Source organism: Paenilisteria portnoyi (assembly GCF_014322795.1).
Classification (GTDB): domain Bacteria; phylum Bacillota; class Bacilli; order Lactobacillales; family Listeriaceae; genus Listeria_A; species Listeria_A portnoyi.
Map to the genome: position 1 here is coordinate 76,461 of NZ_JAASTT010000005.1, position 26,520 is coordinate 102,980.

Annotated in this window: 24 protein-coding genes; 4 read left to right on the forward strand and 20 right to left on the reverse strand. The window is 45.3% G+C overall.

Annotated elements, in window-relative coordinates; all coding sequences use genetic code 11:
- Positions 1-4: 4 nt before the first annotated feature.
- From HCJ66_RS05200 to HCJ66_RS05235, 8 genes are all read right to left on the reverse strand, one after another.
- Positions 5-1,054 carry a Gfo/Idh/MocA family protein gene (locus HCJ66_RS05200; protein WP_187132180.1) on the reverse strand — a complete coding sequence of 350 codons (1,050 nt, stop codon included), beginning with the start codon at positions 1,052-1,054 and terminating at the stop codon, positions 5-7.
- Complete coding sequence (locus HCJ66_RS05205; protein WP_187132181.1) at positions 1,054-2,022, reverse strand: sugar phosphate isomerase/epimerase family protein; 969 nt, start codon at positions 2,020-2,022, stop codon at positions 1,054-1,056. The genes HCJ66_RS05200 and HCJ66_RS05205 overlap by 1 nt, the downstream gene beginning before the upstream one ends.
- Position 2,023: 1 nt before the next feature.
- Complete coding sequence (locus HCJ66_RS05210) at positions 2,024-2,746, reverse strand: ThuA domain-containing protein (RefSeq protein WP_187132182.1); 723 nt, start codon at positions 2,744-2,746, stop codon at positions 2,024-2,026.
- Positions 2,746-3,483, reverse strand: coding sequence for a sugar phosphate isomerase/epimerase family protein (locus HCJ66_RS05215; RefSeq protein ID WP_187132183.1), 738 nt, complete (start codon positions 3,481-3,483; stop codon positions 2,746-2,748). The genes HCJ66_RS05210 and HCJ66_RS05215 overlap by 1 nt, the downstream gene beginning before the upstream one ends.
- On the reverse strand, positions 3,480-4,556 hold the full coding sequence (locus HCJ66_RS05220; RefSeq protein ID WP_187132184.1) for a Gfo/Idh/MocA family protein: 1,077 nt from the start codon (positions 4,554-4,556) through the stop codon (positions 3,480-3,482). The genes HCJ66_RS05215 and HCJ66_RS05220 overlap by 4 nt, the downstream gene beginning before the upstream one ends.
- A 72-nt stretch (positions 4,557-4,628) precedes the next feature.
- Positions 4,629-5,495, reverse strand: coding sequence for an AraC family transcriptional regulator (locus HCJ66_RS05225; RefSeq protein ID WP_181676026.1), 867 nt, complete (start codon positions 5,493-5,495; stop codon positions 4,629-4,631).
- A 4-nt stretch (positions 5,496-5,499) separates the two neighbouring features.
- Positions 5,500-5,898, reverse strand: coding sequence for a VOC family protein (locus tag HCJ66_RS05230; protein WP_181676027.1), 399 nt, complete (start codon positions 5,896-5,898; stop codon positions 5,500-5,502).
- A gap of 15 nt (positions 5,899-5,913) precedes the next feature.
- A complete protein-coding gene (locus HCJ66_RS05235; RefSeq protein WP_187132185.1) occupies positions 5,914-6,540 on the reverse strand; it encodes an MBL fold metallo-hydrolase in 627 nt (208 codons plus the stop codon).
- A 292-nt stretch (positions 6,541-6,832) separates the two neighbouring features.
- Between HCJ66_RS05235 and HCJ66_RS05240 the strand changes: the two genes are divergently transcribed.
- From HCJ66_RS05240 to HCJ66_RS05250, 3 genes are all read left to right on the forward strand, one after another.
- A complete protein-coding gene (locus HCJ66_RS05240) occupies positions 6,833-7,678 on the forward strand; it encodes a YihY/virulence factor BrkB family protein (RefSeq protein ID WP_187132186.1) in 846 nt (281 codons plus the stop codon).
- Between the two features lie 62 nt (positions 7,679-7,740).
- Positions 7,741-8,124: a lactoylglutathione lyase gene (gloA, locus tag HCJ66_RS05245; RefSeq protein WP_222717413.1), complete on the forward strand. Its 384-nt coding sequence runs from the start codon at positions 7,741-7,743 to the stop codon at positions 8,122-8,124.
- A 72-nt stretch (positions 8,125-8,196) separates the two neighbouring features.
- Positions 8,197-8,496 carry an MGMT family protein gene (locus HCJ66_RS05250; protein ID WP_187132230.1) on the forward strand — a complete coding sequence of 100 codons (300 nt, stop codon included), beginning with the start codon at positions 8,197-8,199 and terminating at the stop codon, positions 8,494-8,496.
- Here HCJ66_RS05250 and HCJ66_RS05255 read toward each other — a convergent pair.
- The 6 genes from HCJ66_RS05255 to HCJ66_RS05280 all read right to left on the reverse strand — a co-directional run bounded on the left by HCJ66_RS05255 (position 8,493) and on the right by HCJ66_RS05280 (position 17,728).
- The gene (locus tag HCJ66_RS05255; protein ID WP_246438567.1) at positions 8,493-8,984 is read right to left on the reverse strand and encodes a methylated-DNA--[protein]-cysteine S-methyltransferase; all 492 of its coding nucleotides are present in this window, start codon (positions 8,982-8,984) and stop codon (positions 8,493-8,495) included. The two genes, HCJ66_RS05250 and HCJ66_RS05255, sit on opposite strands and share 4 nt — an antisense overlap.
- Positions 8,981-9,559, reverse strand: a complete 579-nt coding sequence (locus HCJ66_RS05260) for a bifunctional transcriptional activator/DNA repair enzyme AdaA (protein WP_187132187.1) — start codon at positions 9,557-9,559, stop codon at positions 8,981-8,983. Before HCJ66_RS05260 ends, HCJ66_RS05255 begins: the two co-directional genes overlap by 4 nt.
- A gap of 185 nt (positions 9,560-9,744) precedes the next feature.
- Complete coding sequence (locus HCJ66_RS05265; protein ID WP_187132188.1) at positions 9,745-10,989, reverse strand: DUF2399 domain-containing protein; 1,245 nt, start codon at positions 10,987-10,989, stop codon at positions 9,745-9,747.
- Positions 10,967-15,073 carry a TIGR02680 family protein gene (locus HCJ66_RS05270; protein WP_187132189.1) on the reverse strand — a complete coding sequence of 1,369 codons (4,107 nt, stop codon included), beginning with the start codon at positions 15,071-15,073 and terminating at the stop codon, positions 10,967-10,969. Before HCJ66_RS05270 ends, HCJ66_RS05265 begins: the two co-directional genes overlap by 23 nt.
- The gene (locus HCJ66_RS05275; RefSeq protein WP_187132190.1) at positions 15,070-16,206 is read right to left on the reverse strand and encodes a TIGR02678 family protein; all 1,137 of its coding nucleotides are present in this window, start codon (positions 16,204-16,206) and stop codon (positions 15,070-15,072) included. Before HCJ66_RS05275 ends, HCJ66_RS05270 begins: the two co-directional genes overlap by 4 nt.
- A complete protein-coding gene (locus tag HCJ66_RS05280; protein WP_187132191.1) occupies positions 16,190-17,728 on the reverse strand; it encodes a TIGR02677 family protein in 1,539 nt (512 codons plus the stop codon). Before HCJ66_RS05280 ends, HCJ66_RS05275 begins: the two co-directional genes overlap by 17 nt.
- 127 nt (positions 17,729-17,855) lie before the next feature.
- Here HCJ66_RS05280 and HCJ66_RS05285 point away from each other — a divergent pair, with 127 nt between their 5' ends.
- Positions 17,856-19,226: an Nramp family divalent metal transporter gene (locus HCJ66_RS05285; RefSeq protein ID WP_187132192.1), complete on the forward strand. Its 1,371-nt coding sequence runs from the start codon at positions 17,856-17,858 to the stop codon at positions 19,224-19,226.
- 448 nt (positions 19,227-19,674) lie between these two features.
- On the opposite strand, the gene pepF is transcribed toward HCJ66_RS05285, so the two are convergent.
- The 6 genes from pepF to HCJ66_RS05315 form a co-directional block, all read right to left on the reverse strand.
- On the reverse strand, positions 19,675-21,486 hold the full coding sequence (gene pepF, locus HCJ66_RS05290; RefSeq protein WP_187132193.1) for an oligoendopeptidase F: 1,812 nt from the start codon (positions 21,484-21,486) through the stop codon (positions 19,675-19,677).
- 67 nt (positions 21,487-21,553) lie between these two features.
- Positions 21,554-22,666 carry a competence protein CoiA family protein gene (locus HCJ66_RS05295; RefSeq protein WP_187132194.1) on the reverse strand — a complete coding sequence of 371 codons (1,113 nt, stop codon included), beginning with the start codon at positions 22,664-22,666 and terminating at the stop codon, positions 21,554-21,556.
- A 136-nt stretch (positions 22,667-22,802) separates the two neighbouring features.
- Positions 22,803-23,456 carry an adaptor protein MecA gene (gene mecA / locus HCJ66_RS05300; protein ID WP_187132195.1) on the reverse strand — a complete coding sequence of 218 codons (654 nt, stop codon included), beginning with the start codon at positions 23,454-23,456 and terminating at the stop codon, positions 22,803-22,805.
- Between the two features lie 297 nt (positions 23,457-23,753).
- Positions 23,754-24,149: a transcriptional regulator SpxA gene (gene spxA / locus HCJ66_RS05305; protein ID WP_036059428.1), complete on the reverse strand. Its 396-nt coding sequence runs from the start codon at positions 24,147-24,149 to the stop codon at positions 23,754-23,756.
- 317 nt (positions 24,150-24,466) lie between these two features.
- A complete protein-coding gene (locus HCJ66_RS05310; protein ID WP_187132196.1) occupies positions 24,467-25,432 on the reverse strand; it encodes an ABC transporter ATP-binding protein in 966 nt (321 codons plus the stop codon).
- Complete coding sequence (locus HCJ66_RS05315) at positions 25,425-26,504, reverse strand: ABC transporter ATP-binding protein (protein ID WP_187132197.1); 1,080 nt, start codon at positions 26,502-26,504, stop codon at positions 25,425-25,427. Before HCJ66_RS05315 ends, HCJ66_RS05310 begins: the two co-directional genes overlap by 8 nt.
- Positions 26,505-26,520 lie beyond the last annotated feature (16 nt).

The following is a 26,520-nucleotide window of genomic DNA, read 5'->3' on the forward strand; positions in this document are numbered from 1 at the left end:
GCTTTTATTCTTTGAAAAAAACGACTTTATTCTGCTCGCCTGCTTCGATTAGGGCTTCAATTAAGCGGAGAACGCGGTGTACTTCGTCATTTTTTACGATAGGCTCTGCTTCGGCATTTAGGACTGCTGCAAAATTATCGTAGAAACCGGACATATCGGCTGCTACCGGCGTGATTGGGCTTCTCGTTGTGGATTCTTCGGATGGTGGTGCCATTGTTTTTGTGAGGCCTTGACCTGCTTGGATTGGCGTTGGCTCGACTTTGGCAACGGTCCGATCTGGTGCGATAATTTCACCGCTTAAATCCCAGTCTTCGATGACGGCTGTGCCTTCTGTGCCCTTAACGTACCAGCGTGGCAGTTTAACATAGTTGGTTGTGCCGACTTCGATTAGGGCTGTGACGCCGTTTTCGAATGTGATGAAGCTTGTAAATCCGTCATCAACTTCATCGCCAAGAATGTAGCTTAAGTTCGCTGATACAGTCTTGATTTTGCTGTCGGTCATGAATAGGAGTTGATCAAGTAAGTGTACGCCCCAATCAAGTACCATGCCGCCACCTTGTTCTTTGAGATGGCGCCAATCACCAGGGATTCCGTTTGCGCCTTGTACGCGGGACTCAACATGAAATACGTTGCCGATTTGGGCTTCTTTTTGAACCATGTCGCGTACGATTAGAAAGTCAGAATCCCAGCGTCTATTTTGGTGAACCATGAATGTTCGGTTTTCTTTTTTGGCAACCGTGAGAATGGCTTCTAAATCGCTACTCGTGATCGTGACTGGCTTCTCACAAACCACGTCTTTACCAGCTTCTAGCGCTTGGATTGCGAGATCTTTATGACTATCATTCGGTGTCGCGATTAGTACTGCGTCTACTTTTTCGTCAGCAAGTACGACTTCGAAGCTTGGATACGTTTCAAGACCTTTTTCCGTGGCTGCTTGAATGCGGTCGGGTGCAATATCGTAGACGCCTGTCACAGTGATTCCGCTAGCTGCGCCAATAAGTTCAACGTGATAACTGCCCATACCGCCAAAACCGATGATAACTAAATTTTTCATTACGCCCACCACATGTCTAGTGGTTCGTCTTTGATTAAGATGGTTTGCAAATTCGTCACGGCACGCTGGAAGCCTTCGTCGATTGACATCAGCGGATCTTCATGCTCGATGCTGACAACGTAATCGTAGCCGAACGTGCGCAGGGCACTCATCATATCAGACCATTCTTTCACGCTATGCCCGCAACCAACTGAGCGGAACGTCCACGCGCGTGTTTGGACATCGCCGTACGGTTGCATATCGAGCAGGCCGTAGCGGTTGATGTTGTCTTGGTCAAGGTATGTGTCTTTGGCGTGGAAATGGTGAATCGCACCTTCTTTACCGAGAATCTTGATTGCGCCAACGGGATCGATGCCTTGCCACCAGAGATGACTTGGATCGAGATTCGCGCCAATTGCTGGACTCGTTGCTGTGCGCAGTTCTAAGAGCGTATGCGGCGTGTGAACAAGGAATCCGCCGTGAAGTTCGATGCCGATTTTGACGTCGTATTCTTCTGCTAAACGCCCAATTTCTTTCCAATAAGGGATTAACTTTTCTTCCCATTGCCATTTTTTGATATCGCTGTAAACCGTTGGCCAAGGCGCTACTGGCCAGTTCGGAGCTTTCGCCTCATCACTGTCACCCGCTGTCCCTGAGAACGTGTTCACGACTGGTACGCCCATCATCGATGCCAAACGGATCGATTTCCGCAAAATGTCATCGGCCGCGCGCGCTTCTTCTGGATCTGGTGAAATCGGATTATCATGACAACTAAACGCACTAATGATTAAACCACGATCTTCAAATTTCTTCAAATAAGCCAAACGTGCTTCTTCGCTTGCGAGTAATTCGTCGGTTGGGCAATGATGGTTTCCAGGATTCCCACCTGTGCCAATTTCTACTGCGCCAAGTCCTGCGGCTGCTACCTTGTCCAACATTTCATCCAAACTTAAATTTGCAAATAGTGGTGTAAATACGCCTAATTTCATGTTATTTTCCTCCGATCTTTTCTAATGGTTCTGCGTTACCGTATTTTGGATATACCCATGAAGTCGGGGCACACCAGTTGACGCCGTTCGTAATGACTTTTTGAATGTCTTCGTTATGGTACGTTGGATACGTTTCGTGACCCGGCTGGAAGTAGAAAATCTTGCCGTTACCGCGTTTATACGTGGCGCCACTGCGGAATACGTGTCCGCCTTCGAACCAGCTGATAAAAATCAATTCTTCAGGAGCAGGAACGTCGAAATGCTCGCCGTACATCTCCTCTTTTTCAAGGTCGATATATTCAGGAACGCCAGCTGTAATCGGGTGATTCGGTGCCACGACCCAAAGCCGTTCTTTCTCGTCCGCTTCACGCCATTTTAAATCACAACTTGTACCCATGAGCTTCATGAAAATTCGCGACATGTGCCCAGAGTGCAAAACAACCAAGCCCATTCCTTCCAAAACTCGCTTATGGATGCGGTTCACGATTTCCTCCTCGACCTGATCATGCGCGATGTGTCCCCACCAAACGAGCACATCTGTATCTGCCAAAACTGCCTCGGTTAAACCGTGCTCTGGCTCGTCTAGCGTCGCCGTTTTGGCATCGAGTCCTGACGCTTTTAAAAAGCTCGCAATTTGACCGTGAATGCCATCTGGATAAATTGCGGCAACTTCTTCGCTCTCTTTTTCATGGCGAAATTCATTCCAAACCGTTACTTTCGTCATTATTTGCCCACCATCTTTCTTAAGTTCTTCAAGCCAATTTCCACACTCACAAGCGGTGCCTTTTCAAATGCTTCCTGCTCAATCACAAACCACTTCACGCCGTTTTGTTCTGCGAGTTCTGCAAAACGCCTCACAGCCAATACACCGTTGCCGATCTCCGTACTTTCGATTGGCGCACGTTTCATATCTTTTAAGTGAATGAGCGGCATCCGGTCGGCCCAACGCTCCATATATGGCACCACGTCAACGCCCGCATGATGCACCCAATACGTATCCAGCTCGACTTCCAAGCCATGCACGCCCGCTAACAACACGTCCAAAATGTAGTCATTGCCCAACTTTTCAAACTCATGTGCATGGTTATGATACACGAAATGCAGTCCAGCCGCGCGAATTTTGTCGGAAATTACACGTAGCGACTTCGCAAATTCAATCCACTCCGCCTCCGTCTCAAAATCCGCATAAGGACAAACGAGGTAGTCATTTCCAAGCTCCTTTTCAAAAGCAATCACCGCGTCGAGCTCATCGCGCAACCGCTCATACGGAATATGCGAGCCCGCAATCCCAAGCCCGAGTTCCGCCAATTTTGCCTTCAAATCCGCCGCTGACTTGTCGTAATAACCCGCGAATTCCACGCCATCATATCCCATCTCAGCAAGGTGTTCCAGCGTTCCGAAGAAATCCTCTGCGCACGCGTCCTGCACACTCCACAACTGAATTGCAATCGGCGTTGTCATTGGAAAAACACCGGTTGGCCCGTCTTCGAAGACTCATAAATCGCCTCTAAAATTTGCGTCACGACAAGCGCCTGCTCCGGTTTCACAACAGGATCCGTTCCGTTCAAAATACTATCAATCCACTGTTGCGCCTCAAGTTCTGCCGGATCATCGCCCGCTCCATCGTAAAAGTCAACACCGCCAACCTCAAGCTCAATCTCCGTTTGATGCGTTTGACCATGCGATTCGCCGTTAATCCGCAAACCGTCTTCCATGTCCGCGCCACCTTCCGTCCCGCAAAGCGTCGTCATCGCCTCGCCAACATCCAGCGTATTCAGCGCCCAGCTTGATTCGAGCACAATCGTCGCCCCATTTTCCATCGTGATGAAACCAAACGCCGAGTCCTCCACGGTAAACTTCGACGGTTCCCAAGGTCCCCACGCGTTCGCCGAATTCGCGCGTTGTGACAACTTGTGATACGCGTTCCCAACCACATATTTCGGCTTATAATTATCCATCATCCAAAGCGTCAAATCGAGCGCATGCGTCCCAATATCGATCAGCGGGCCACCACCTTGCGCCTCCTCATCCAAGAACACACCCCAAGTCGGAACCGCGCGACGACGAATCGCTTTTGCCTTCGCGTAATAAATCTCGCCCAATTCGTTATTCTCACAAACCTCATGCAAAAATTGCGAATCTTTCCGGAACCGATTTTGATACCCAATCGTCAATTTCTTCCCCGTTTTCACGCTAGCATCAATCATCGCTTGCGCTTCTGCCGTTGTTTTCGCCATTGGTTTCTCGCACATCACATGTTTCCCAGCTTCCATCGCCGCAATCGAAATCTCCGCATGTGAAATATTCGGCGTACAAACATGAATCACATCGATCGTTTTATCTGCCAATAATTCCTTATAATCCGTGTATACGCTTGCATCTGTCGTCCCAAAATCCACTTTCGCCTTCTCCGCACGTTCCACGACGATATCACAAAACGCGACCATTTCTGCTTCTGCCACACTCGCCAAACTCGGCATATGTTTCCCATTTGCAATACCGCCACAGCCTATAATTCCAATTTTTAAAGTCATCAAAAAACCTCCATTTGTTTTATTATCTCCATGATACAAAACAAACCGAGGTTTTTCTTCCTACTTTATTGCTTACTTATTCCCGAATATTGTCCTCCTATATTTGAGCGGCGACACACCCATGGCACGCTTGAAGGCATGATGAAATGTCTTCACACTACTAAACCCCGCCAGCTCAGCCACTTCCGTCACCGGCGTCTCCTCATTTAGCAGTATCCATTTCGCCTTGCTGAGTCGGTAATCGTTTACAAAAGTCATAAACGTAATCCCCATATTGCGCTTGAAAAGCTTCGTGAAATAATACGAACTAAACCCAACATGATCCGCGACCTGCCCAAGCGTAATCGTCTCCTGATAATGTTCCTCGACATACGCAAAAATCTGCTGCAATTTCTCAAGCGTTTCCTGTGATTTGCTCGTCGCGTCCTCCGCAGAATCACGCACAAGCCTTGGCACATCCCGCTCCAAAACCGCCAACATCTCGTACAATTTAGCCTTCACAACATAGCGATAGCCCGCCTTGCGCTGCGAGCTCTCCAGATGAATCACCTGCATCAATTCCGCAACCAGCTTCGCCACATCTGGATTCCAATCCGCACTCGACGGCGACACATGCAAAAACAAATCGCGCAACCGCTTGCCCTCATCCTCCGTGAGCGAAAACTCCTGAAAAACATTCAAGTCAAACTGTAGCACAATCCGTTCACTGTTCGGCGATGCCAAGAAATAATGCACATCGCCGCCATTAATCACATAAATTTCGCCCTCTGCCATCTGAATCGGCACATCATTCACGCCAAGGTTCAAACGCCCCTCAATCACGTAAATAAGCTCAATCTCCTTGTGCCAGTGAGGATACACAATGACGCCACCCTCATTCGTAAAACTCCGCATCGGAAAATCCTTATCTAACGCTGGAAACTCCAAATAGAGTCCCACGTCGCTACGCCGCCTCGTTCATATGCATAATCTGAATCAAATTCCCACACGTATCATCAAAAACCGCAATCGTCACCTGTCCGTGCGACGCCGGGTCCTTCGTAAACACGACACCAAGCCCGCGCAACCGCTCATGTTCCGCGTAAACATCATCCACCGCAAACGACGTAAACGGAATCCCCTGCGCATAAATCGACGCTTTAAATGGGCCCACCGCGGGGTTCTCATCCGGCTCTAAAACCAGCTCCACACCATCCGGCTCCTCTTTTGAAACGACCGTAATCCAGCGAAACTTCTCCGTCACCGGTACATCCTCTTTTTTCACAAATCCTAGAATTTCCGTGTAAAAACGTAACGCCTTGTCCTGATCATCCACAAATACACTCGCTAAATTAATCCTCATTTTTCCCCATCTCCCTCACGTTAAATATGGATTTGTCGCTTTTTCATGGCCAATTGTCGTTGCGTCCCCGTGCCCCGCATACACTCGCGTCTCATCAGGCAACACCAACAACTGAGTCGTAATGCTTTCAATCAGCGTATCAAAATCGCCCGTATACAAGTCCGAACGCCCAATACTTCCTTTAAAAAGTGCGTCCCCAACGACCACAAAATCGTCGAAAATAAAGCTCACACTACCGATTGAATGCCCTGGTGTCGGTACAACACGGAACTCGAAACCTTCTATATTATAATCCCGAATTTCAAACTCGTTCTCCGCAGGCACGCAAATGATTTCCTCTTTGCTATATTGCGACATGCCAACCGAACCGTTCAACTCCGGATTCCCGAGCCATTCCTGCTCTAGCGGACTCACATAAACCGGCACCCCGTAATGCGCCCGAATCTCCTCCAGCGCCCCAATATGATCATAATGACAATGCGTCAATAAAATCGCGACCGGCTTCGTCCCTGTTTCCTCGACTTTTGCGATGATATTTTCTGCGTCACTGCCCGGATCGACAATTAAACTATGCTTTTCATCCGAAATCACGTAACAATTCTCCTGCAAAAAACCCGTTGCTAAACCACTAATTTTCACCATATTATGCGCCACCTTTTCCTTCTCATTTCCTAAAGTATATCGCAAATGAAAAAAATAACCAAGGCGGAGCATCTCACAAAGATAGCCCCATTATACTGGAGCCCTCTTCTTTTGTCATTCTTTCAAAATATAACTACCCATTCATTTTCTATCTCAAAGCAAGATCTGGATTATTTTTGTTTATTTCCGATAACTCTAATAAAGATCATAGCAGGTTAGATGACGTTTAAAACTTACAAACGAAGGGGAAACCTATTTATAAGAACCCATTTCACGAAAGGATGTAACGCACATGCCACTAAAAAAACAAACAACAGTCAAACTAAAACAAGTAGGAGAACTCGCCAAAACAAACTGGAAAAGCGCTCGAATCACCTCCCACGCCGCCCAGCTAACCTTTTACATATTGCTTTCCATTCTCCCGATGATGCTCGTATTCGGCAATCTAATCCCTTTACTCCCAATCCCAAAAGAAGAAGTCTACTCCACGCTCCAAACATTCATGCCACCAGAAGTGTACGATATCCTGCATCCCGTGATCGAAAGCATGCTCACCAACGCAAGCGGCACCGCCATCTCACTCGGTTTAATCACCGCGATTTGGTCCGCTTCGAAATGTTTCAGCGCCCTACAAGAAGTCCTAAACATCGTCTACCAAGCCCCTGACCGCAAAAATTTCATCGTTACCCGCATCATGTCATTCGTGATGATGCTCGTTATGATCGTAATACTCGGCGCTGTCGTCTTTGTTTTCGCATTTGGCGAACAAATCGTAGGCTTCTTGCAAGACCAATTCGACTTAAATCTCGATGCCCTCGCTAATTTAGGCGCTGCAAAATGGTTCATCACGCCAATTTTCTTATTCATCCTGTTCCTCATCATCTACTGGCTCGTTCCAAACATCAAATGGAAAATCAGAAAAAGCGTCATCGGTGCCCTATTCGCCACAGTCGGCTGGCTCGCCGCAACTGAACTGCTTTCCGCGTACGTCAGTTTTCAAGGCGATAAAATTCTCGGCTTCGGCAGTCTCAGCATCATGATCGTCATCATGCTCTGGCTCTATTTCGTCTCGATTATCCTGCTACTCGGCGCGTTTATAAACGTCATCACCGACTCCTACAAACAACAAAATTTGTAATCAATGCGTGGATATATTACAATGAAAATGAGAGAAAATCGCTATTTAGGAGGAATTTTATCATGAGTATCAAAATGCTACATACGTGTATTCGCGTCAAGGACTTAGACAAATCGCTAGCTTTCTACACCGAAGCATTTGGCCTGAAAGAAACACGTCGCAAAGACTTCCCAGATCACAAATTCACACTCGTTTATCTTGCATTTGAAGAAGGCGGATTCGAATTAGAATTGACGTACAACTACGATCAAGCAGAAGCCTACGATCTTGGAAACGGCTACGGACACCTCGCAGTTGGCGTCGATGACCTATCCGCAACACACGAAACCTTCGAAAAAGCCGGCTACAGCGTCACCGACTTAAAAGGCCTACCAGGAACAAAACCATCCTATTTCTTCGTGATGGACCCAGACGGCTACAAAACCGAAGTCATCCAAAATCGCTAATTAGAACGCAAAAAAAGAGAGCAGCTTCTATCATTGCTCTCTTTTACTACATATAATAGGAGGAAAGTCATGATGCAACACGCCGGATTTCAGCAAGACATCTACAATCTCGTCCACCAAATCCCACATGGAAAAGTCACAACATACGGTCAAATCGCGTATATGCTCGGACGCCCGAAAAATTCACGACTTGTTGGCCAAGCCATGCGCTTAACACCGAGCGACGCCAGCATCCCAAGCCACCGCGTTGTCAACTCCCAAGGCCGACTCGTTCCGGGGTGGTCCGCCCAATATGACCTACTAAAAGCAGAAGGCATCCCCTTCACACCAAATGGCAACGTTCGCTTAAAAAACTGTTTTTGGCAAGGTTAAGCCTCTAATCCCAACAACCGTTCCTTCATCGCGATACCACCACGGTACCCCGTTATTTTTCCATTTTTCCCAATCACACGATGACACGGCACCACCATCAAAACTGGATTCGCCCCAATCGCCGTCCCAACTGCCCGTACCGCTTGTGGCTTTCCAATCTCACTTGCAATCTCCGAATACGTCCGCGTCTCCCCATAAGGAATCGCGACTAGCGCCTGCCAAACCGCCTCCTGAAAAGGTGTCCCCGCAATGTCTAGCGGCAAATCAAAATCCCGTCGCGCCCCCGTCAAATACGCCTCAATCCCCTCCGCATATGGCTTCACCCGCGTCTCATCCACCGTCAAATCCGCGCGAACCCGCTCGCCCCACTTTTCCAACTCCACTATATCCGCCCCATCCGAACCAACAAACGCCAATCCACGCTCGCTAATCCCAATATAAAGCGCCATCCCAGCCACATCCAGCCGATCATAAAAAATCTGCTTCATCGCACATGCAACTCCTTCCACGTTTTCCGATACCCGCTCGGCGTCACGCCCTGCGCCCGCTTAAACAACGTCGCAAACTGCGCCGCATTCGGCATCCCAACCGCAGCACCAATCTCCATCACCCGCATCTCCGTCGTTTCCAGCAACACACACGCCTCCCGAATCCGCACCACATGCACAAAATCAAGCGGCGTCATCCCCGTCTGCGCCTTAAAAACCCGATGCAGATGATACGCACTGCCATGACACCCATCCGCAATCCGTGAAAGCGTCAAATGCTCCCGATAATGCTCCCCAATATAAGCCTCAATCTGCGCGACCCAATCCGCGTCAGGCAACCTCACGCCACCCGACTTGCACCGCTTACAAGGCCTGAATCCCGCATCCATCGCATCCTCCGCACACAAAAACACCCGCACATTCTCAAGCTTCGGCGTCCGCGACTTACACGAAGGCCTACAAAAAATCCGCGTCGTACTCACCGCATAGAAAAACTGCCCATCATAATTCGCATCATTTTCACAAATTGCCCGCCACTGCTCCACCGTCACCAAATCCGCCACCTCGCTTCCCATCTTCTCATTACACCCATTATACCGCTTTTCTCCTGAAAAAATAACCCATCAATAACGTAAAAGCAAGATTTGTAAAGTTAATCCGCAGTATAGTCTTTCTGTATCGTCCAAAATTCACCTCTAGCAAACATAAAAAAGCCGTACGCAAGCAGTCCCCAAACACTGCTTACATACAGCCTTCCTCATCACACATAATTTCCCCTAATCTCCTCCACCATCGCATCAAAAATACTCTCCTGATACCCAGCCTTCCCTTTTTCCAAAATCGCTCGTTTCAAATCAAGCAAGGCATCCGACCGCACCCCATCCAATTTCTTCATACTAGATTCCGTAATCACGCCCGCTGGATTCGATTCCTCATACAATTCCACATTCATCGCAAAAACCTGCGCCTGATCCCCAAATCGCTGCAATAACGTCTCCGCCATCAACAAACCCTCCGGATCAAAATCCCCCGCGTAATAAAACATCACATTCCCAGGCGACATCCTTTTCAACAACAACCACGTCGCAAATCGGAACTGACCATGCGTACAAATCGCAGGTAAATCAGGAAATACATCCAAAAGCGCTGAATAAATACTCGAGTTTTCAATCAACCAAACCGAATCCCCATTCGCCGGATAAGCCGCATCAATTTCTAATAAATGCTTTGCTGGCACATTCCAAGGAACATCCTCATCCACCGCCGCACGCCACATCGGATGCACCTTCCCATCTCGCTCCCCAAGCAGACCATTCACTGTCACAAAATTCATAATATCATCACGAATAATATTATTCTCCAGCAACACCTGATTTTTCCGCTCCGTATCAGAAATCCCATACGCCACATCGTCCGATTTCACAAGTAAAATTCGGTATAACAGCCCGCCTAATTCCCCATGTAAATCAAACGCATGCGGATTCCCCGTCACTTTCTGCGCAAAAACAGGAAGTCTCATCGGCACATCCGGCAACATCAACATCGCCTCGTTCAAAACACTTAACTCCGCATCCGTAAGCTCCGCATCATACAAAAACTTCTCGTTTCCCATCATAAATCGCAATCCATCAAGTGCCATCAGTTTCCTCGAAAATACCTCACGTTCCATTTCCATCCGCTCTCGCATTTCCAAATTACTAACCAAAGCCTTGCCCGTCACCTTCGCCACAACCTCCTCAAAAGGCACCGTAGCAAACCTCCCACGCGCATAAACCTCCAGCCACCGCTTAAAAGGAATGCTCTTCTTACCAACCAAACTAAATTCCGAAACCCCGAGAAAATTTGCAATATCAGCCAGTCCAGCCTCATCAAATGACCCTAGCGAAAAAGATCCCGTCACCTTCCCATATGTCCGATATTTCTTCCCAGCAAGCTCGCAAATTTTCACATACGTCTTATTTCCCTTAAAAAAAAGAACAGCCTCATCGAACAGCTTCTGACTCATCCACTTCTTCTCCAATCTGCACACGCTTATTCCCGTTCCAATGATACGCCAAATACGTGACAAAGTTAGCATTTTTCGGTCTAATAAGCTGGTAAATATTCAAATCCTGCACTGTTGCATAATCACCCCAAAGTGACTGCGAATTAAGAATATAATCAAATCCAAGTTCCTCCGTCGCTTTAAATAATTCCGCAATATTCAGCTCATCAATACCAGCAAAAGCCTCATCCAAAGCAATGATATACGGCGCCATATTCTCCGCGTCCTGATATCTCGAATACACCGCCGTAAATAATGGCAAATACATCGAAATCGCTTTTTCACCACCACTAAACTGATAGAATTTCGTATTCGATAACTCTCTTTTCGGCTCATTTTCCTTCTTATAACTCAGTTTAAACTCAAACCACTTACGATAGTCCAGCACATATTTCATCACATCATGAAGCGTCTGAATCTCCTCATCCTTCTCCATCACAACTTTGGCATAATCAATCTTAGAACGGAAATGTTGAATCATCCGCTCCACTTCCGCCTCACTAAGCGTCTGAGGACCTCTACGCAGCAACTCCACAAGATCCTTCGTATGCAGCTCGCCCTCTTGCTCCGCGGCTCTTGCCCTCCATTCAATCGACAAACTAAGCCCCGAAGAATTCTCCTGCCGCTTCAAAATTTGATTCATCTGAATTGCCCATTTCTCCGCTCGATTAATCAGTTGACGCAAAACATTTCCAATCGAATGAAGCAAAATTTCCTCAAATAGCTTGTGATCCTCCGCTTTCAAATAACCCTCTTGCTCCGAAATATACAGCTGCAATTCCTCAAGCACCGCAAAAATCGAAGCCCTCCGGTTTTGCTCATCCGCCACATCTAGCAATTGCCGAACCGAGTATTCCCGCCATTCCGTAATCATCATTTGTAAATCATCAGGAAACGCTTCTTCCATCCAATTTTCCACTGGCAACATCACCGACTCCTGCAATGTCGGGCTATACTTACTCAAATCCTGCATCAATTCCACCGTCAAATTAGCCAACCGTTTTCGAGTATTGACTGTCCCATCTTCCTTAAATCGCTCCTGATAATAAAGCGCTAAAGCTGACCAATCAGCCGATTCCCCGTCCTCATACCGCGCATATTCCAGCTTGAAAAGTCGCTCCCAAGAAACCGTAATCTGCCCATAAAAATGATTCTCCGTTTGCAATTTTGCCAGCGACTGATCTGCCGTCCTTAAATCAGCGAGAATATACGGATGCTTATTGCGCAAACTCATTTCCTCCGCCGTCAATGTCGTTTTCTCTTTCAAACAACTATCGATACGCGCTAATATCTCATGCTCCCCTTCCAATTCCAGCTGAGCCCTAATCGAAGCTAGCGAATCAAGCACCTTCTCCAACTGCCGCGACCGATCTGAGAGCACCATTTCCTTCTCATCAATCTCCTCACGAATCCCATCTAACCGCAACTCACTATCCACAATATTTCGTTCCGTATGACGCACATTACGACTATTATCCTGCAAATCCCCCAACGCTCCGATATAATCGTTCGCCGATTTCATACTATCCAAAATATCCGCTTCCGTCACTTTAAGCCCATATTCCTTTTTCCACTGATTCAACTCTAATTCAATAATGGAATGCGCTTCTTTTTGCTCGACTAATTCTTGTTTTAACGTCTCTAACCGAGCTTCAAATTCCTGCAGCCTCGCGCGCGTAGCCTTTATTTCCCTATCAGCCACGACCAAATTCGTATCCACCGGTAAGCGAAGTAATGCACTATTTCCCGCCTCAACGCGCTCCTCAATCTGCTGAATCGAATTCTGCAAGGCTAGCTTCTCCTGCTCTATCACAACAATAGCCGCTTCCAATTTCTCAATTCGCGACTGCCGATAACGCTCCCGATTCTCACGACCAACATACATCGCCTCATACATCGGCAAACTAGTCCCATCCAAAATTCCAATCCGATAATTACCATCACTCGCAATAACCGTTGCCAATTGCGCCACATCAGAATCCACCTCAATCGACTGCAAAACCGCCGCCACATGCGCAGAACTAATCCCATCCCCTATCTCCACAGGATACAAAAAATCCTCTAACGTTGGCGACAATAGAACCGGATTCGCAATAATTTGCCTGTTCGCCTTTAATTGCAGTGGCTTCTCAGAAACAAGCGCATCCATAATTCCCGCCTGATTCAAAGCCCCTTCCAGACGATTTCTCACATCTTGCGGCACATGCTCATGAAAATCAACCAATTCATAAAACGACCAAACCCGTTCCCCAGCCGCTTCAAGCTCTCGCCGTTCCTCATTCAAAGCAGGCTCACGTTCTGGCTCCGGTATCTCCGTCTGTTGCCAAGACTCCAGCTCTCGCCTCGTTTCCACTAGCAACCCCTGCTGCATCTCCATTTTATAATTCAAATCCACTTTCTTAAGCTCCAGTTCCCCTTTAAAACGATCCAAAGCCTTCCGAATCGGCTCCAACGCAAGGTACAAACTCGGTGTCTCATCATACAATAAATGCAATCTTTGCAATACCTCTTGCCACTCCAAATCAGAAATCGGAAAAATACTCCCCTCTTTCCAACTCAAAAGCGACATCTCAATCTTCTCCATTTCCACATCAAAAATCCGTAACCAATCCTTCTCTTGAATCAGCTCCGTATCCCGCGCCTTCTCACATTCCCCAACTTTCCGAGAACTCACCACAAGCGCCGCCAGCAACCGATCCTGCTCCACAATTTTTGCCCGAATATCCGTCAATAAAAGCAAATGATCCCGCGCCTCTTTCGACCAATAAGAAAAATCCATTTCCCCGAGCATCCGCGCGTAATCCTCATTCAACGTTTCATGAGCCTTAAAACCACTACCCTGCGCATGATCCTCCAATTCCTCCTGCAATTCCCGAATATCCTTTTGCGTCGTCTCCAATTGCATCACAAGCGCTTCCAAAGCCACCTGCTGACTCATCAAATCCCGCTTCTTACGACCAAGCTGATCTTCCGCGTCTGCCCGCTCCCTCGTAAGCCGACTCTCCAACTCCTCCAGATTTTTGCGCTCCTTCCCCAACATAAACACATTATGCTGCTTCAAACTACTTTCTTCCTCGTTCAAAATTACCAATCTATTACGAATCACATGAAGATCCCGCTCAATCTCCTCTTTTTGACTCGTCAATGACTCCTGCTCTCGCTCCGTCTCCATGAGATCACTTTTTTTCTGCGCCAATTTCTCCTCAACATACAGCCACTTATCAGCGACCTTCGCAAGTACCGCCTGATGATACTTCGAATAAACATCACCCAACCGCTTCAAAAGATCAAACTCCTGTTTCGCCTGCAACAACTGCCCTTGCGCCACGTCAATATTTTCGAGCGAATCCGACACAGAATGCAGCGTATCATCTTTGAGCGGCGGCAACGCATCCTCAAGCAAACTATAAATAACCGTCGGCGTAAAATCCTTCGACAACTTCGGTTTCCGCAATTCCACCAACAAATTAACCATATCCTCAAAAGCATCCATCGTTTCAAACCCAAATAAAAAGCGATTCACAAGCTCAGCATACTCCCGCCTCGTCTGAACAACAAAACCACCGCCAGCCACAACATTCTCCAACTGTTTACGCGAAAGTGGCCGCTTCGAATCCCCCTCTTTTTTCAAGAGCTCAATATCCGTCCCAATCCGTCTACCATCCGTAATCACAAAATACCATTTCGTCGGCTTATTATCACGCCTCGCCTGAATCCCAATCCCCGTCGTAATATACTTCTCCATACCCGCGCTCTTATACTCCAACATCAAATAGCCTGTGCGCTCCTCATACGTCGAAATATCTTTTTCCCCAAGCAAATAATCCTCAATCTTCCGCGCCCCTGATCCAAACGGGTCCAGTCGCGTCGGATTTGTTTTCCCATCCAAAAGCATCGGCAAAAGGCTCGCCGTCGTCACCGATTTCCCCGAACCATTAGACCCCCGCAACAACATCTTCCCATCTGAAAAATCAAAGTACGTCTCATCATAATACCAATAATTAAAAATCCCAGCCCGATTTAAATGCCACTTTGCCTCACTCATTTCTCCACCTCTTCCTTCCCATTCAAACTATATTTCCCAGCAAACCTCGCAAAAGTCGGATAAATACAAATCCCCGTCACTTCTCGCTCCAAAAATCCCCACGACTTGCCATGTTGCACAATCGCTACTTCCAAAGCATCCTTCTTTTTATCCCGATATTCCTTGGACCAGCCAAATTGAAATATCGCAATTAACTCATCCAGTAAACCATCCCACTGCCCCGTCGACAAATGTATCTCCCCATGCGCATCCACAGAAAAATCCTTCTTCCGCACCAAAGCCATTAAATGTAGCAAAATATCATCCAGCGCCTTGTTCGACGGAAACGACACACTTTTCGCCTTATTCTCATGCATCACCAACATCGCAACATCCTTATACAACTCCAAGTGATACTCCGAATACCGCTCCGCAAAATGCTCAATCGACGGACGCTGGTTTCGTATGTAATAAAAATCCGCCTCACTCACTTCCCCGCGCAATAACTGCGGCTGCATAAACAACTTCTTATACACCAAATGACGTTGCGCATTCTCACTGTCCAGTGTCTCATCCTCTATCAAATCCGACCAATGCGCATAATCATAAATATTTTGAGGATACGGCCGCATAAAATAACGCGCATAAACCGTCGTCACATAAAGCACTTCCGCATCTTCCTCAAACAAAAACCGCTTCATATCGCCATCAATCGTCTCAATCAAATGCAAATCCAACATCTTCTTAATAACCCGAATCAACGACTTACGATGATTATAATTCAACCAATCCACTTTCGGCGTCCCCGGATAACTCTCCAATATCTCCTCACAAATATGACTCAACAAAAAATACTCCTTAATATCCTTCTCCTCAAAAAACGCGAGACCACAGCAAAACAACGCATAATCCATCGGCTCCTCAAACGACAGCATCCCCATCCAAGCTTCAGGCTCCACAGGGATTTTCTCCAACTTAATAAAATCCGTATGAAAATACACCCGCCATCCAAATTTATCCGAAATAATCTGACGCAAATCCTTCTCCATACTACGCAAAAACTGATATTCCTTAGGCGAAACACTCCGTAACACCCAATAATTATCCATCAAAAGCTGCAATCCGTCCTTTAACTTATCATCTTTCGTTAACATCGATGTCACCATCCTCAAATGTAAAAGTGATTTTTGGTATCTCCATAACGCCATCATCCGATTCGATTTTTATCCGTTCACTCTCATCCACACGAACCCTCACCCGATTTCCAAACTCCGTAAGCACAACCTTAGATTCCTCCAACATCGCTTGCGAAACCCAGCCTAGCAGAACCTTACGCACACTCGTATCCACATAAGTCAGCACACTTAAATCAATTTCACCATCCCGAACATACCCGAGCATCTTCGCCTCTGTATTTTTCAACGCTTGTAAATACGCCTCTTTCGCCGCCTCTTTCTCCTCCGTATTCAACGTAAAACTAGTCGGCTTCGTTCGCTCACGATACCCCTGCACACGCGGTTTAAGCAGTTTCCAATCCGGTTCCGTCTCCCAAATTTCCCGGTAAGCCCCAGAACCCGTTTCCGGAGTCACAACATAATGACGTACTTCCGGCAATCCAAAAACAATCGCCGATAACTCATGCGCCCGCTCTATATCCGCCTCCTCCGCAAACCATTTCGCAATGTGCAAATAATCCCGCTTCCGACTAATATGCTGCTGATGCCGTTCCCCCAAACGCTTAATATTCCGCGTTATTTTCTTGATCGTATCATCCGTACGCGCTTGCAAAATACTATACTCACACAGATTTCCGTCTCGATCCAAGAACCACATCACAAAACTATCCCATATTTCAAATAACTCCTCTTTCTTCTCCTCCACATTAGGTACAATTTCCTCAAAACGAGGCGCAAAATCTGGTTTCTGACTAATTTCATCAAACATCCTGTCCAATTCATCCCGATCCAAATCCAACAAAATAGCTTGAATCTTTAATGCCGTCTGATGCGAACCCACAATAAAATCGCGTAAATAAGCCACAAACCGATCCTTATACACCAAAAAGTTATCCTTTTGCATATTCTCTTCCGCATTCGCACTACTCACATACGCCAAATAATCCGCCGTATTCGTTCGTATCGTCGAAAACAAATCAATCATATCCTGCCACTTCTCCAAAATCGGCACATCATCCTGGCTCAAAAAAGCACGCAACGCAAGCAACAACTTCTCAAATGGACGTTTATCAAGCGACCCCTGAAACTCATCACCAGACTGCTCCAATCCCGCCAACATCCGCTCAATCTGTACCGTATAAGGCGCAATCTGATAACGAAAAGACTTCTTATTAAACTCCATAATCGTCTTCGGATTCCGAACTTCTTGACGTGGCGTAATATTTCCCCACCTCACCAATGCCGCTAAATCCTGCTCTAACTCCGCATCCTTATACTCCTCCATACCTTCCACCGACCGCACATGCCATAAGATATCATTCGGATACAAATAATCCCGCATCCGCTCATGCTCCACAAAAAAATAACGCAAAATAATCCGATAGCGATGCACATTCTGGTCCGCCACCAAATAAGAAGCCTCACTAATTTTTCGGTAATCCTCTAAGTTTTTCGAGATTCTGCCCATTCCATCACCCACCGTTTTCTTAAATTTTAACATATATCTTCTACTAATACACAAAGTCCCAAAATATTTCATAAATTCATGACCAAAAAGCTTGCAAAATCCCTCTATCTGCATTAAACTAAATTTGTTGCACGAAGGAAACATTGAGAGGATTTTGACCATGACTGATAAAAAAGAAAAGAAAAAAATAATCCAACATACCCCACCCAACGGTTCAAGTTTGGGAGAAATAAATAATAGCGTCAGCATCCCTAAAAACGGCGGATTCTGGCGTAAACTCATCGCCTATTCAGGTCCCGGCGCGCTCGTCGCAGTTGGCTACATGGATCCCGGTAACTGGATCACATCCATTCAAGGTGGGTCCCAATACGGCTATCTACTCCTCAGCGTCATCCTAATGTCCAGCCTTATCGCGATGCTCCTACAAAGCATGTGCGCCAGACTCGGCATCGTTACAGGTCTCGATCTAGCCCAAGCCACCCGTCTAAAAACCGGTAAAAAAGGCGGCTTTGCCCTGTGGATCGTAGCCGAACTCGCCATCATGGCAACAGATATCGCCGAAGTCATCGGTAGCGCCGTAGCCCTAAACCTGCTATTTGGCATACCACTCATACTTGGCGTCATCATCACCGTGCTCGACGTCTTCCTACTTCTCGTACTAGCCAAATTCGGCTTCCGAAAAATCGAAGCCATCGTCGTCACACTAATCATCACGGTACTTGTAATCTTCCTATATGAAGTCATCCTATCCGACCCAAACATGTCCGACATGCTCGGCGGCTTCATCCCACAAAAACAAGTCATCACAGACAAAGGCGCACTATTCCTGGCACTCGGCATCATCGGCGCGACCGTCATGCCACATAACCTATACCTACACTCATCCATTGTCCAAGCCAGAAAATACGACCGCAACGACAAAAAATCACTAAAAGAAGCCATCAAATTTTCGACAATCGATTCCAACATCCAGCTAACCGCAGCATTCGTCGTCAACTGCTTACTTTTAATACTCGGTGCCGCCCTATTCTTCGGGCAAGACACCAGCAACCTAGGCCAATTCACACAACTCTATGATGCCCTACAAAACAATGCTATCGTTGGGGCCATCGCGAGTCCCGTCCTCAGCGTTCTCTTCGCTGTCGCCCTACTCGCATCCGGACAAAACGCCACCATCACAGGCACACTAACCGGCCAAATCGTCATGGAAGGCTTCATCCATATGAAACTACCCGTCTGGATTCGTCGACTTATCACACGCGTACTCGCCATCATCCCAGTCATCATCTGCATCGTAATCTACGGCGACCAAGAAAACGCAGTCGAGCAACTTCTAATCTACACCCAAGTATTCCTAAGCGTCGCCCTACCATTCTCCATGATTCCACTCACCATCTTCACCAGCAGCAAAAAACTAATGGGCGATTTCAAAAACCACCTATGGGTCACAATTCTAGCATGGATCATAACCGTTGTCCTGAGTGTCCTCAACATCCAGCTAATCATCCAAACACTCTCAGGAATCGGCTGATAAAAAAATCCAGAGTCACTCTAAATCTGAGTCGGCTCTGGATTTTTTTGTATTGTATAAAATCGAAAAAAGCCGCGACACAAGGCCACAGCTTTTTTCAGCGCAATCAAAAGGAGAAATTCACACAATCAAATAAAGGGGGTATTTGTATTGTGATTTATTTCACGTCATTAATATACCACATCCAAATAAATAATTCAACATTTCACAAACTTTATTTTTATAATATATCTTTTCATCTCCATCCAGATAATCCTCATTCGCAAATAAAAATAGACATTAACAAAGAATAACTCGCATATCTACACAAATTCCCCATAAAACCCGCGTTTTCCTCACCCTAAAACCAATTAAATAACAAAATAGGATTCTCATTCAAGAACCCTATTTTATCACTAACAAAAATATAAATTTATTTTCTAAATCAATTACTTTTCACAATCCTACCCTATTTAACCAACTTCTCCAACTCATCCAATCGTTGCTCAAATACCTTCAACGCATCCGTCACAGGCTTAGCTGTCGTCATATCTACACCAGCTTTTTTCAACACTTCAATTGGAAAATCAGAACTTCCCGCTTTCAAGAATGCCAGATATTTCTCAACAGCCTCAGCCCCACCATGCAAAATACGATCACTAAGCGCCGATGCTGCACTAAACCCTGTTGCATATTGGAACACATAATAATTCATATAAAAATGCGGAATACGTGACCACTCAAGCCCAATCTCCTCATCATACACAATCTCGCTACCATAATATTTCTCATTCATCGTAAAATAGTTCTCCGTCAAGAACTCAGCCGTCAAAGCTTCACCATTCTGATCAGCTTGATAAATAAAATGCTCAAACTCAGCAAATTGCGTTTGACGGAATACCGTTCCTTTAAAGCCGTCCAAATAATGATTCAGCAAATACGCACGCACTTTCGGATCATCATATTTCTTCAACATGTAATCCGTCAATAAATTCTCATTCGTCGTCGAAGCTACCTCCGCCAAGAATATCGAGTAATCCCCATAAACAAATGGCTGATTTTTACGCGTATAATAACTATGCACACTATGGCCTAACTCATGCGCCAACGTAAACACGTTATCAATCGTATCCTGCCAGTTCATCAAAATATACGGATTCGTATTATATGCGCCAGAAGAATACGCTCCACTACGCTTTCCTTTATTCTCCACGACATCAATCCAGCGATTATCAAACGCCTCTTTCAAGATAGCCTGATATTCCTCTCCAAGCGGCGCCAAACCATTCAAAACAATGTCCTTCGCTTCCTCATACGTAAACGCTAAATGCACATCCGTCGAAAGCGGCGTATACATATCATACATCCGCAATTCATCCAGATTCAACAACTCTTTACGCAGCCCAACGTAACGCTGTAATAACGGCAACTGATCATTCACAGCCTCTACCAACGAATCATACACAGCCTCCGGAATATGGTTCCCAAACAAAGCCGCATGACGCGCAGACTTATAGCCATGGACCTTCGCATAGAAATTCCCCTTCTTCACCTGACCCGTTAATGTTGTTGCCAACGTGTTCTTCAAGCCATCATAAGCGCTATACATCCCTTTAAAAGCCGCTTTTCGAACATCGCGATTCTTCCCTTCCATCATCTTGCCATAGCGACCATGCGTAATCTCCACCTGATTGCCGTTCTCATCCTCAATCATTGGAAACTTCATATCCGCATTATTTAAAATACTATACGTCCGCGAAGCATTCCCTAGAACTTCCCCAGCCTGAGCAAGCAAAGCCTCTTCCTTCTCAGTAAGCACATACGGGCGATTCAAATTCACTTCTTCCAATAAATGCGCGTACAATTGCAAATCCTTATTCTCCGCGATAAAGCCCTTCAATTTAGCCTCATCCATCGCCAGTATCTCCGGTTCAAAATAAGAAATTGCCGCCGAAGCTTCCGTCAACAGACTCCCCGCACGACTATTTAATCCCTGATACGTTGTGTTCGTCGTATCCTGATCTTGTTTTAAATGCGCATAAACATACAGATTCCCTAAACGATCATACAATTCATCACGATAACGCAACGCTTGCAACAAACTATCACTGCTATCTCCTAGCTTCCCTTGAAACGCCTTACCTTCCTTCACTTTATCCTTCAACTGCGCAAAATCATTCTCCCACGCAGCATCATCTTTAAAAATCGTCGTTAAATCCCATGTTGCACTTACCGGCACTTCTTCCCGCGTTGGTAATGCAGCTACTTTATTCTCACTCATAAAATACGATACCTCCAATAATTACTTTTTCATTCATTATGAGCTAATCCAATTAAAATTGCAAAAATCAAACATCCAAAAATCTCGCCTCTTCATTCATCAATTCCTTCATCTGCCTTATCACCGTAAAGCCACCTGCCTCGTTCGCATGCAAAATTCCCTGCTTACAAAGAAACTGCACATAAGCCAAACAAAGCTCCTCCCGGTCCTCATCCCAAATCAGCGGCATCGGAACAATGTATTTCTCAAAAATCGCCAATACACCGGCAATCATAAACGAATCCCCCGTCCCCAACAGACGGAAAAACAGACTCCATAAATAAAACTGCCATTCCATCGCCGGTGTTTTCACTCTAAATTGCATCGGCAATGAAACACCAACCTCCATCGGCAAATGTTGCAAATAATAACCCTGCTCATACACATCCTTCAAAAAGCCGCTCTGCTTCTTAAACCGCGTATAAAAATAGCACTGTTTCTGCCTCTCAAAAGCCAAATCCCGCTTCACATAAAAAGTCGCATACTTAATCCGCTGCAACGCCTTCTTAATTACCGCCACTCCCACACGCCCATCAAACGTCATTGCTCGCGCATAAAAGCGATTCGTCGTATCCATCGTAATATGATATAACACCGTCCAGCGGTTCACTTCTGGCAAATACTGCATTAAATAATAACCCAAATTCGGCGCCTTCTTAATAAAAGCCTGCTGAAAAGCCGTTAAATAATATCTCCCCTTCACCATCCTAATATCCTGACCTAGAATCCAGTGCACGCAAAGCCCCGCCATATGATAATCCTCGGTTCGCTGCCGCAACTCCTGCACAGGGACCGTAGAACACTGATATTCGATCACAGTACGCCCATCCACAAGAATATCCGCCTGGCGCTTTATATCGCGTAGATAGACCTCTACATCCGCCTGACGATCCTGCAAAATCAGCCACTCCAAAAAATACTTTTTTCCACTCAAATGTCGCTCCGACTCACCTTCCGAGGCAAATACGCACTTGCTTGAAGCCAAATGTGCAAAATGAGGCATATTAATCTCACCAGCCTTCAAAATTAACCGTTCTGCGCAACACCCACACGTATATTGATCTCTTTTCGCTTTCAAAAAAGCCACATTTCCCCGTGTCACAACAACATCTCGTCCATTCTGATCTTTTGCGGTAAACATAATTTTCACTGCCTCTCTAGGTCTGTATACTAACTATATTCGCCCAATCTTCCGTAACTCCTCCCTCTTCTTCCAAAAACGCAAAAAGACTCGATTCACGTGTTTTTCACAGCGTAAATCGAGTCTAAAAGCTTTTTTAATTAAAATATTTCTTTACTTGTGGTAAGGCAGGGTCTTCAAAAATAACTTTGGCATATTCATCAAGGACATACCCCGTCAAATTCGTTTCATCGCCATACTCTAATAAAATACTGACTACATTGTCAATGTTTTTTTCATCAAATTTCGCTTCAGGAAACTCCACATACAGATAATAACTATCTTTGTAGTGGTACAGTTTCGTTGATAACTGATCAAGCCCAGTCGCTTTAGACAAGGTAATCAAGTCCTCAAATTCGCGGAACTGCAAAATAAATTCTAACGTATCTTCATCCCCGCCCTCGGTAATCTTGGCAGGAGTAAAATGTTCTTCTAGCAGCTTCTCAATACGTTCCTCGGCTAGCTCATCGGCTTGATCCATGTTAATCTCAAAGCCAGATTCACCCTTGCCTAGGTTAGCCTTCGTAACTAGCACTTCTAAACCGTGCTTCAAAGCCTGTACCTGAATCCAGAGTGGTCCATCAGGAGAGAACTCGTCCTCATACTTAAGTTCGTCCATCATATCCCAGAAAAGCTCCTCGCTCTTCTCACGGTCATACCAAATTTCTTCATGATTAAAACCGCGTTCTTCCAAATCCATATAAGAGATATAAAACTTTATGGTATTCTCATTAATACGTTCAATTTCCATCGTCACACACTCTCCCTTCCATCTTCAACATTGACAATGAAGGGTAATTCATTTGTTGTTAGTATCATTGTAGCCTAATTCAAAAAAAAGGGCTAATAATTGATTTCGGTAAAAGCCACTATTTAATTGAAGAATACTATCTTAGCCTATATTTACCCAGAATTCAAGAGTAGAAACTCCCAATTCCCTCAAAAAAGCCTATATTTATAAAAAAATTATGATAATAATCCATGAAAACCCTAATCTACTCCAAAAAAACTACCAATACCTAAAAAAGCATTGGTAGTCCAAATAAGATTAATTAACCAGTTTTTGAGCTTCACGCAATTGGTACGTCCGAACGCGACGTGGTAGGAAACGACGAATTTCATCTTCGTTATAGCCTACTTGCAAACGCTTCTCATCAATAATAATTGGGCGACGTAACAAACCTGGATTTTTTTGGATTAGTTCAAATAATTCTTGAAGCGGTAAACTATCTAAATCCACATTTAATTTTTGGAATGTCTTAGAACGTGTGGAAATAATCTCATCCGTACCATCCTCTGTCATTCGTAAAATTTCTTTAATTTCGCCTAAACTTAATGGCTCCGAGAAAATATTTCTCTCTTTGTATGGGATATCATGTTCCTCTAGCCATGCACGAGCTTTACGACAAGACGTGCAACTTGGTGAAGTGTATAACGTTACCATTAGACATTCACACTCCTTATTGGTTTATTGTTTCATTCAATGTAACGAATTTCCTAACAATATATCTATTGGAAACGATCTCTTTTAAGACCTACTTTCATTATACACCAAAATAGCAAAAAGCAACACACTATTTCAAAAAAAGTTATCCAACTCACACAGATTGAAAGTTGCTCGTTATATGTATGTTACCCCTACTATACCGCTTTAAAACTAGAATCCGATGAAAAAATAAGCCTTTAGATTAGAATTTAATGAGAAATTTGTTAGAATGCCATTGGAAAGGCCACCCCGAAAATCAGGATGGCCTCTCATTATTATTCAGCAGTTGCAGTTGCTGCGGCAGTTAATTTGGCGTGCTTCTCTTGATAAGTAGCTACTTCTTCAGGAGAACAATACACAAAATGTCCTGGTGCGATTTCACGCATCTGTAAATCTTCTTCTCCTGTATAATTATGAACTGCTGGATCGTACGTTTTACGGATACGAGTACGCTCATAGTTAGGATCAGGTAATGGAATCGCGGAAAGTAATGATTCCGTGTACGCATGTAACGGTGCACGATATAAGTCATCAGCTGGTGCTAATTCCACCAATTTACCGAAATACATAACGCCGATACGATCACTAATATATTTGACCATCGACAAATCATGCGCGATAAACAGATAAGTCAGGCCTTTTTCTTTTTGTAATTGTTTTAGCAGGTTGACGACTTGCGCTTGAATCGAAACATCCAAGGCCGAAATCGGTTCATCGGCAATGATGAATTCCGGTTGAACAGCAAGCGCACGAGCAATCCCGATACGTTGACGTTGCCCACCAGAGAATTCATGTGGATAACGACCAGCGTGTTCCTTGCTCAAACCAACCGTTTCTAGTAACTCATAGACTTGATTCGTTAGCTCAGACGGAGTTTTTGCCAGACCATGAATACGAATACCCTCTGCAATAATATCCTTAACTTTCATACGCGGATTTAACGATGCATACGGATCTTGGAAAATCATTTGCATTTTGCGACGGAACTCATGCATTTCTGTACGTGATTTACGACCATGTACATCCACGCCGTCGTAGAGTACTTCGCCATCTGTTGCATCATATAAACGAATAATCGTACGCCCAGTTGTCGATTTCCCACAACCAGATTCGCCTACAAGACCAAGCGTTTCTCCTTTATAAATATCAAAAGAGATACCATCCACAGCGCGGACTTCACTTGCTTTGCCTTTATTAAAGTATTGCTTTAGATTCTTAATTTCGAGTAACTTTTCAGCCATCTACTTCAACCCCCTTCGCGTGAACAGCTTGCATACCGGGATGATCCGTTGCAAATTGCTCTTGACGACGTAATACGGCATCAGGAGGCATTACCTCTGGTGCATCTGGATGCAATAACCAAGTAGCTGCATAATGCGTGTCAGAGACTTTGTACATTGGTGGTTCTTGTTCTAAATCGATTTGCATCGCGTATCTATTACGAGCCGCAAACGCATCCCCTTTTGGAGGATCAAGCAAATCAGGAGGCGTACCAGGAATAACAAACAGTTCTTCCTCTTCCGTATCCAGCGTCGGCATCGAACTAATAAGTCCCCATGTGTATGGATGTTGCGGATTGTAGAAAATCTCATCTACCGTTCCGATTTCAACAATTTTACCACCGTACATAACCGCTACACGATCGGCTACATTCGCTACAACACCTAGATCATGCGTAATGAAGATAATCGACGTATCAATTTTCTTCTGCAAATCTTTCATCAAGTCCAAAATCTGCGCTTGAATCGTAACATCGAGTGCCGTTGTTGGCTCATCAGCAATCAGGATTTGCGGATTACAAGCAAGTGAGATCGCGATAACAACACGTTGACGCATACCACCGGAAAACTGATGCGGATATTGTTTTAAACGTTCCTCTGCATTCGGAATACCAACCAATTGAAGCAAACGAAGCGCTGTTTTCAAGGCTTCCTTCTTACCAATTTTTTGGTGTTTGATAATCGGTTCTGCAATTTGTTTGCCGATGGTCATTGTTGGATTTAATGAGGTCATCGGATCTTGGAAAATCATCGAAATTTCTTTACCACGAATTTTTTGCATTTGTTTTTCAGATGCTTTCGCGATATCTATGCCGTTAAATAGGATTTCTCCTGATTTAATTTTGGAATTACTTTCTGGCAATAGGCGCATGATGGACTTAGTCGTTACGGATTTCCCCGAACCAGACTCACCAACGATCGCTAGCGTCTCCCCTTTAATTAGGTCAAAGCTCACGCCACGAATTGCTTTTACTTCACCAGCATACGTATGAAACGAGATATGCAGGTCCTTTACTTCTAATAGTTTTTCCATTTTTCCTCACCTCACC